This window comes from Shewanella sp. SW32, assembly GCF_025653365.1.
Taxonomy (GTDB): domain Bacteria; phylum Pseudomonadota; class Gammaproteobacteria; order Enterobacterales; family Shewanellaceae; genus Shewanella; species Shewanella oncorhynchi.
On record NZ_JAKKSJ010000049.1, the window covers coordinates 22,732 to 30,153 of the forward strand.

Genomic DNA, 7,422 nt, shown 5'->3' on the forward strand with positions numbered 1-7,422 from the left:
CTGTGATAGCTCTCACTAAAATGAAATAACAGATTTAGCGTTATCTAATTGATTATTTAAACTTTAAGGAAAACACCATGCATTTATTATTGAGTAGATTTAACTAATCAATGATTATTCGCTATTGACGCAGTGACAATTAAATATCGTATGGTTTATTTAATTTTAAAAACACTTGAATAAATATGTCGCCGATTGGTTAACGAATAACAAATCTATAGCTAATTTGCATCAAAAAGTAATGGCTCACACTAGTGATCCGAGTTGAGAGACTTATCTAAGAAAAAAAAGAAATACACTATTTCATACAGTTAAGTGATCACCATCCTAATCCTGTTATTGCCAAAGCGTTAAGATCTACTTCGATAGTCAAGGAGACGATTCTCCTTCATGTTTTCGATGAGTTATTCTTGATGTGTTACGTATACTTATTGTACACATCCACAACTCAATACTCGGAGATATATCTTACTATTAATTGGATTTAATAGGATCGAAATGAAAGATACTAATAGCGTACGGATCGAAGAAGATTTATTGGGCACGAAAGAAGTTTCCAATGAATTTTATTATGGCATACATACATTGCGTGCCATCGAAAACTTTAAGCTGAGTAATCAAAAAATTTCCGATGTACCTGAATTAGTCCGTGGCATGATGCTAACAAAAAAAGCCGCTGCCATGGCTAACAGTGAATTAGGCGCTGTAAGTCCTGAAATCGCTGACAAAATTATTGAAGCGTGCGATCTGATACTCACAACGGGTCGATTTGTTGATCAATTTCCGGTCGATGTTTATCAAGGAGGCGCAGGCACTTCAGTCAACATGAATACCAATGAGGTATTAGCCAACGTTGCACTGGAAATCATGGGGCTAGAAAAAGGCCGTTACGATGTCATCAACCCTAATGACCATGTCAATAAATGCCAATCGACTAACGATGCCTATCCAACAGGTTTCCGTATTGCGGTCATCAACAGTACCGATATTCTGTTAGATGCATTAACCGACCTTATCAGCGCTTTCGACACTAAAGCCACAGAGTTTAAAACCGTCTTAAAAATGGGCCGCACTCAATTGCAAGATGCCGTGCCTATGACCTTAGGCCAAGAGTTTCATGCCTTTGCTGTTACATTGCGAGAAGAAATTAAGTCCATCAAGCGTTGCCAAGAGCTGTTGTTAGAAGTGAACTTAGGCGCAACCGCCATTGGTACAGGGCTAAATACGCCTGTCGGTTATTCCGCATTAGCCATTAAGTATCTGGCAGACATTACTGGCCGCGCCTATGTGCCAGCGGAAGATTTAATCGAAGCGACATCTGATTGTGGTGCCTACGTTATGCTGCACAGTGCAATTAAGCGTATGGCGATTAAAATGTCCAAGATTTGTAACGACCTACGCTTACTTTCATCGGGTCCACGTACAGGTCTGAAGGAGATTAATCTTCCTGAGCTGCAAGCGGGTTCCTCCATCATGCCAGCCAAGGTTAACCCTGTGATCCCTGAGGTCGTCAATCAGGTTGCCTTTAAGATTGTCGGCAACGATATCACTATCACTATGGCTGCCGAAGCTGGCCAATTACAGCTTAACGTAATGGAACCTGTGATTGGACAGGCGATGTTTGAGTCGCTCAGTTTGATGGGCAATGCCTGTATCTCCCTGCGTGAAAAATGCGTTGAAGGTATCACAGCAAATCCAGAGATCTGCATGGCCCATGTGATGAACTCTATCGGGATCGTGACCTACCTTAACCCAATCATCGGCCACCATGAAGGTGACATCATAGGCAAGATTTGCGCCCAAACGGGTAAAAATGTCCGTGAAGTGGTACTCGAACGCGGTTTGTTAACGGTTGAAGAACTCGATGACATTCTCTCAGTTGAAAACCTGATGAATCCTAAATATCAGGCTAAACGCAACACCAGCAAAGCCAAAGTGTAACTCAGTGGGGCTGGGGAGCCTTCCCCAGCCCACAACTCGATGATTCAAGAATAAGCCTGCGCAGAGTGAATATGCGCAGGCTATTGAAATTAAAAATAAAATAGAGTTAACACTATGATTATATTAGAGATAATTATCGTCCTCGGGGCTATTTACCTTGGTGCAAGGATGGGTAGCATGGGAGTCGGCTTCGCTGGCGGTGTCGGGGTACTGATACTGACCGCTGGGATGGGACTCAAACCGGGCAATATCCCGATTGACGTGATCCTCATCATTATGTCAGTTATCACCGCGATTGCGGCCATGCAAGTGTCTGGAGGGATGGATTATTTAGTCTCACTGGCAGAAAAATTATTACGTAAGCATCCCAAACAAATCACCTTTCTGGCCCCTGTCGTCACCTATTTCATGACACTTTTTGCGGGTACAGGCCACACCGCATTCTCCACCTTACCTGTTATTGCCGAAGTCGCAAAAGAGCAAGGCATTCGCCCCTCTCGTCCCTTATCTATTGCCGTTGTCGCATCTCAAGTCGCCATTACCGCCTCACCGATTTCAGCGGCTGTCGTGTTCTTCTCAGGCATCTTAGAGCCGTTTGGCGTAGATTATTTAGTACTGTTAGCCGTTTGTATTCCCTCAACTTTCCTCGCCTGCATGGTCGGAGCCGTTGTTGCCAACTTAATGGGTAAAGAACTGGCCGATGATCCTGTCTATCAAGAACGCTTAGCCAAAGGTTTAGTCAAAACACGCGGTACAACTCAAATCGAGATTAAAGCCGGCGCGAAACGATCTGTGATGATTTTCTTGCTGGCGATTGCGGCTGTCATGGCGTACGCCACTGCGATATCTGACAAAGTCGGTTTGATTGTTGACCCTGTATTGCCACGCGACGCCGCCATTATGGTGCTGATGCTTACGGCAGCTGCCGCTATTACGATTTTCTGTAAGTTAGACGCAAGCGAAATCTCTAATGCGGCCACCTTCAAGTCAGGCATGTCAGCCTGTGTCTGTGTATTAGGTGTGGCTTGGTTAGGCGATACCTTAGTGTCGAATCATATAGAGGAAATCAAAGATCTTGCCGGCACCTTACTGCAAAGTCAGCCTTGGTTATTATCGGTAACCTTATTCTTTGCCTCCATGCTGCTCTACTCCCAAGGCGCGACAACAAAAGCGCTGATGCCAGCAGCCTTGGCGATTGGCGTAAGTCCATTGACAGCCGTAGCCTCTTTCGCCGCCGTCAGCGCGCTGTTTGTATTACCGACTTACCCCACGCTACTGGCTGCGGTCGAGATGGATGATACTGGCTCGACTCGGATTGGTAAGGCGGTATTTAACCATCCGTTCCTGGTCCCTGGCGTTGTGACGATTGCCACCAGTGTGGCATTGGCCTTCCTGTTTGGCGGCATGATGCTGTAGCTCAATTTTACCCTAAGTGCTCTCAGGGCTAATGCCTACAAATGGATTAACCCTCTTCTTTTAATCTGTATCTATAGACTTTGTTTTGGCGTGATGCAGGTACATTCACGCCATAGCAAATCGAGTAAGAGGTGAATTAATGTCAGCAAAAACGCGTGTTCCTACCGCCATTAACGGCGGACCATTTGGCCAAGCTTGGTCGGCTCAAGCAGACTGCTTACAAAGTGTGACTGGGCTTATATTAGGTATTTTCCTCTTATTTCATATGCATTTCGAGGCGAGCATTTTATTTGGTAAAGAAACCTTTTTTCACATGGTGCAATTCTTAGAAGGCAGTATGTTTAGCTCGACGGGTCATGGCTTCCCCATCGTGACCCAGATCATTTCAGTCATTATGCTGGTGATTGTTGCAGTACATGCCGCCACCGCACTACGTCGTTTTCCAGTGCAATTAGGCCAATGGCGAGCGATGCGTGGCTTTATGTCGACTATCAAGCATAGAGATACCCAAGCATGGTTCTGGCAGATGATCACCGGTTTCTTACTGTTTTTCTTAGTGTCAGCCCATCTTGCCACTATGATTTTAAACCCTGATATTGGCCCTCACCTTTCGGCCGAACGGGTTTACCACGATAACGCTTGGCTCTTATACGTGGTGTTTTTACCTATCGTGTTATTCCACGGCATCGTTGGTTTATACCGAGTGATATTAAAGTGGGGTGTGAGTAGTAACCGTCCACTTATCCGCACTATCGCGCAAGTATTGATCGTCTATTTATTGTGTTTAGGCACATTAAGCCTAGTGACCTATATCAATATTGGTATCGAATTAGTTTTGCCAGTACAACCGTTTATTCCTCAGTAATGGGCATGACGCTATCGGCGCACCTAGCCTATATAGCAAGACAAACAACATACGGATCCTCCTCTGATACATAGTTGCAGCGCATCTATGCCCGAGGAGCGCAATGATAAATCCATGAAATGTTATCTAAATTATTAGATAAGGATCTGATTTGAAAATCATTTATACAGACTCATTAGTCATTGGCGCAGGATTGGCAGGCCTCAGAGTCGCGATTGCCACCAAAGAGCGAGGCCTAGATACCTTAGTGCTATCGTTAATTCCCGCAAAACGTTCACATTCGGCCGCCGCACAGGGCGGAATGCAAGCCAGCCTAGGCAATACCGTTAAAGGCATGGGCGATAACGAAGACATTCACTTTCAAGACACAGTCAAAGGTTCTGACTGGGGCTGCGATCAAGATGTCGCACGCATGTTTGCCCACGTTGCACCGAAAGCGATCCGCGAACTCACCAACTGGGGCGTACCTTGGTCGAGAATATCTGCCGGCCCACGTGAAGTCATCATGAACGCACAAAGGGTAACGCTCAATGAGGCTGAAGAAGCTCACGGCCTGATCAATGCCCGCGATTTTGGTGGCACTAAAAAATGGCGTACTTGTTACACCGCCGACGGCACTGGCCACTCTTTACTGTACGCGGTCGATAACCAAGCTATCTCCATGGGCATTCCAGTACATGAACGGATTGAAGCCCTGTCGCTGATCCATGACGGTAAGCGTTGTCATGGAGTCATTGCCCGATGTTTAGTCACAGGTGAATTGCGCGCTTATGTCGCCAAATCCACCACCATCGCCACTGGCGGTTATGGCAAGATTTATGAAATATCGACCAATGCCACCATCTGCGAAGGCATAGGCCAAGCGTTAGCACTCGACACAGGTGTCGCCACCTTAGGCAATATGGAAGCGGTGCAGTTTCACCCCACCGCCATAGTGCCCGCGGGGATCCTCACCACTGAAGGATGTCGTGGTGATGGCGGTATTCTGCGTGATAAAGACGGTCATCGCTTTATGCCAGATTACGAGCCAGAGAAAAAAGAACTCGCTTCCCGCGATGTGGTTTCCCGCCGCATGACAGAGCACATGCGTAAAGGCAATGGAGTCGAAAGCCCTTACGGCCCGCATCTGTGGCTGGATATTACGCAGCTGGGCCGTGAGCATATCGAAACCAACCTGCGCGAAGTGAAAGAGATTTGTGATTATTTCCTCGGTATCGATCCGTGCAAAGATTGGATCCCCGTCAGGCCTACCCAGCATTATTCCATGGGCGGCGTGCGCACCAATGCCACAGGTGAGAGTCCACAACTCAAAGGACTGTTCAGTGTCGGAGAAGCGGCCTGTTGGGACATGCATGGTTTTAACCGTTTAGGCGGTAATTCGGTGGCAGAAACTGTGGTTGGCGGCATGATCATCGGCAAATATGTGGCTGATTTTTGTGAGAATAACGACTTAGAAATTGATACTGCGCTGACTCAAAAATTCATTGATAAATTGCAGCAAGAAATCGATGGACTGGTCGAAGGCAACGGCACAGAAAACCCCTTCCAAATAAAGAAAGAAATGCAACGCATCATGATGAACTACGTCGGGATCTTCCGTAATGGACCCGAGTTAGATAAAGCCATTAAAGGCTTGAAAGACTTACTGCTGCGGGCAAAAAATCTTGGCCTTAAATGTAAAAAACGTCACTCCAATCCTGAGTTAGTCGAAGCGCTGCGCGTCACCCGTATGTTGAAAGTAGCCCTAACCGTCGCCTGTGGTGCAGAGGCTCGCACTGAAAGCCGCGGCGCCCATTCACGAGAAGATTACCCACAACGCAACGATAAAGATTGGCTTAACCGCACGCTGGCAACTTGGCCAGATGCCGAGTCACTGGAACCTGTGCTGCGTTATGAAGCGTTAGATGTGATGAAAATGGAGCTACCACCGGGATACCGGGGCTACGGTAACGACAATACTATCGCCCATCCCGATACCGAAAAACGCGTACAAGAAATCAATCAAGTGCTCGCGAGCTTAGGTAATGACCCCGATAGAGACACACTGCAGCGAGCCCTGATGCCATACGAGCTGCCAAGCCACCTGCAGGCTCCTAATGAACGCCTCAGCGATACCTTAGCGATCACTCCAGCCCAACCGGTAGGAAACAAACCACTATGAGCCGTCAAATCAGCTTTAATATCTTTCGCTACGATCCGCAAGATGGCCAAGACAAGCCAAAGATGGAACGTTATCAGTTGACTGAAACACCGGGCATGACAGTGTTTATCGCCTTAAATCAACTACGTGAGCTACAAGACCCTTCACTGCAGTTCGACTTTGTCTGCCGCGCGGGCATCTGTGGCAGTTGCGCCATGGTGATCAATGGTTTCCCCACGCTTGCCTGTCGCACGTTAACGGCAAATTATCCTAATGGCGAAATCACCCTCATGCCGCTACCTGGCTTCGAGCTGATTGGCGACTTATCGGTGAACACGGGTAAATTTATGCGCGAATTAGCCGAACGCTTAAAACTCTGGCTGCATCCTAAACCCGATGATCAGGACATTCATCGCCTCGAAAATCCAATGGCACCTGAAGAAGCCGCGCGGATCTATGAGCTAGAACGCTGCGTCGAATGTGGCGTTTGCGTGTCGGCCTGCGCCACCAAACAAATGCGTGACACCTTTGTCGGTGCGGTTGGCATGATGAAAATTGCCCGCTTTGAAATGGATAGCAGAGACAGCCGCAGCGCGGATGATTTCTACCATGTGATTGGCAATCAAGACGGCGTGTTCGGCTGTATGACGCTACTCGGCTGCCAAGATAACTGCCCCAAAGATTTGCCACACATGCAGCAAATCGCTTACCTGCGCCGCAAAATGGCCGCAAGCATACTCTAGTTTTCCTTAACCTAAAGTCCCGCTGCATTAGCCTGTCTCTTCTACACAAATCCCTCGGTTTGCCCCGAGGGATTTTTTTGAACCATTTTTAATTAACCTGATCTGATCCTGACCTTTTGTTTCAGATACCACATGCCATGTTTTTAAGTGAACCATCACTCTGGGCACAGAGCATTTTTCAGCGCGCACAATTAGGGGATGTACGAAGGACCAAACGGCTTGTACAGTTGGCGGCTCAACTTGCAGCTCATACAGGACAATCTATCGTGCAATCTCTTTCATCCAGTGCAGACATTGAAGCCGCTTATCGCTTTGTC

At 47.2% G+C, this 7,422-nt stretch carries 6 protein-coding genes; all 6 read left to right on the plus strand.

Features of this window, described 5'->3' with window-relative positions:
- Window positions 1–498 precede the first annotated feature (498 nt).
- Window positions 499–1,941 carry an aspartate ammonia-lyase gene (aspA, locus tag L5M28_RS21210; protein WP_212600104.1) on the plus strand — a complete coding sequence of 481 codons (1,443 nt, stop codon included), beginning with the start codon at window positions 499–501 and terminating at the stop codon, window positions 1,939–1,941.
- Window positions 1,942–2,055: 114 nt separating this feature from the next.
- On the plus strand, window positions 2,056–3,357 hold the full coding sequence (locus tag L5M28_RS21215) for an anaerobic C4-dicarboxylate transporter (protein ID WP_113940028.1): 1,302 nt from the start codon (window positions 2,056–2,058) through the stop codon (window positions 3,355–3,357).
- A gap of 139 nt (window positions 3,358–3,496) precedes the next feature.
- Window positions 3,497–4,222 carry a fumarate reductase cytochrome b subunit gene (locus L5M28_RS21220; RefSeq protein ID WP_263179777.1) on the plus strand — a complete coding sequence of 242 codons (726 nt, stop codon included), beginning with the start codon at window positions 3,497–3,499 and terminating at the stop codon, window positions 4,220–4,222.
- A gap of 151 nt (window positions 4,223–4,373) precedes the next feature.
- Window positions 4,374–6,383: a fumarate reductase flavoprotein subunit gene (locus tag L5M28_RS21225; RefSeq protein WP_263198238.1), complete on the plus strand. Its 2,010-nt coding sequence runs from the start codon at window positions 4,374–4,376 to the stop codon at window positions 6,381–6,383.
- Window positions 6,380–7,105, plus strand: a complete 726-nt coding sequence (locus L5M28_RS21230) for a fumarate reductase iron-sulfur subunit (RefSeq protein WP_263198240.1) — start codon at window positions 6,380–6,382, stop codon at window positions 7,103–7,105. The genes L5M28_RS21225 and L5M28_RS21230 overlap by 4 nt, the downstream gene beginning before the upstream one ends.
- 137 nt (window positions 7,106–7,242) lie before the next feature.
- A partial coding sequence (locus L5M28_RS21235) for a transposase (protein WP_263204353.1) occupies window positions 7,243–7,422 on the plus strand: 180 nt, incomplete at its 3' end.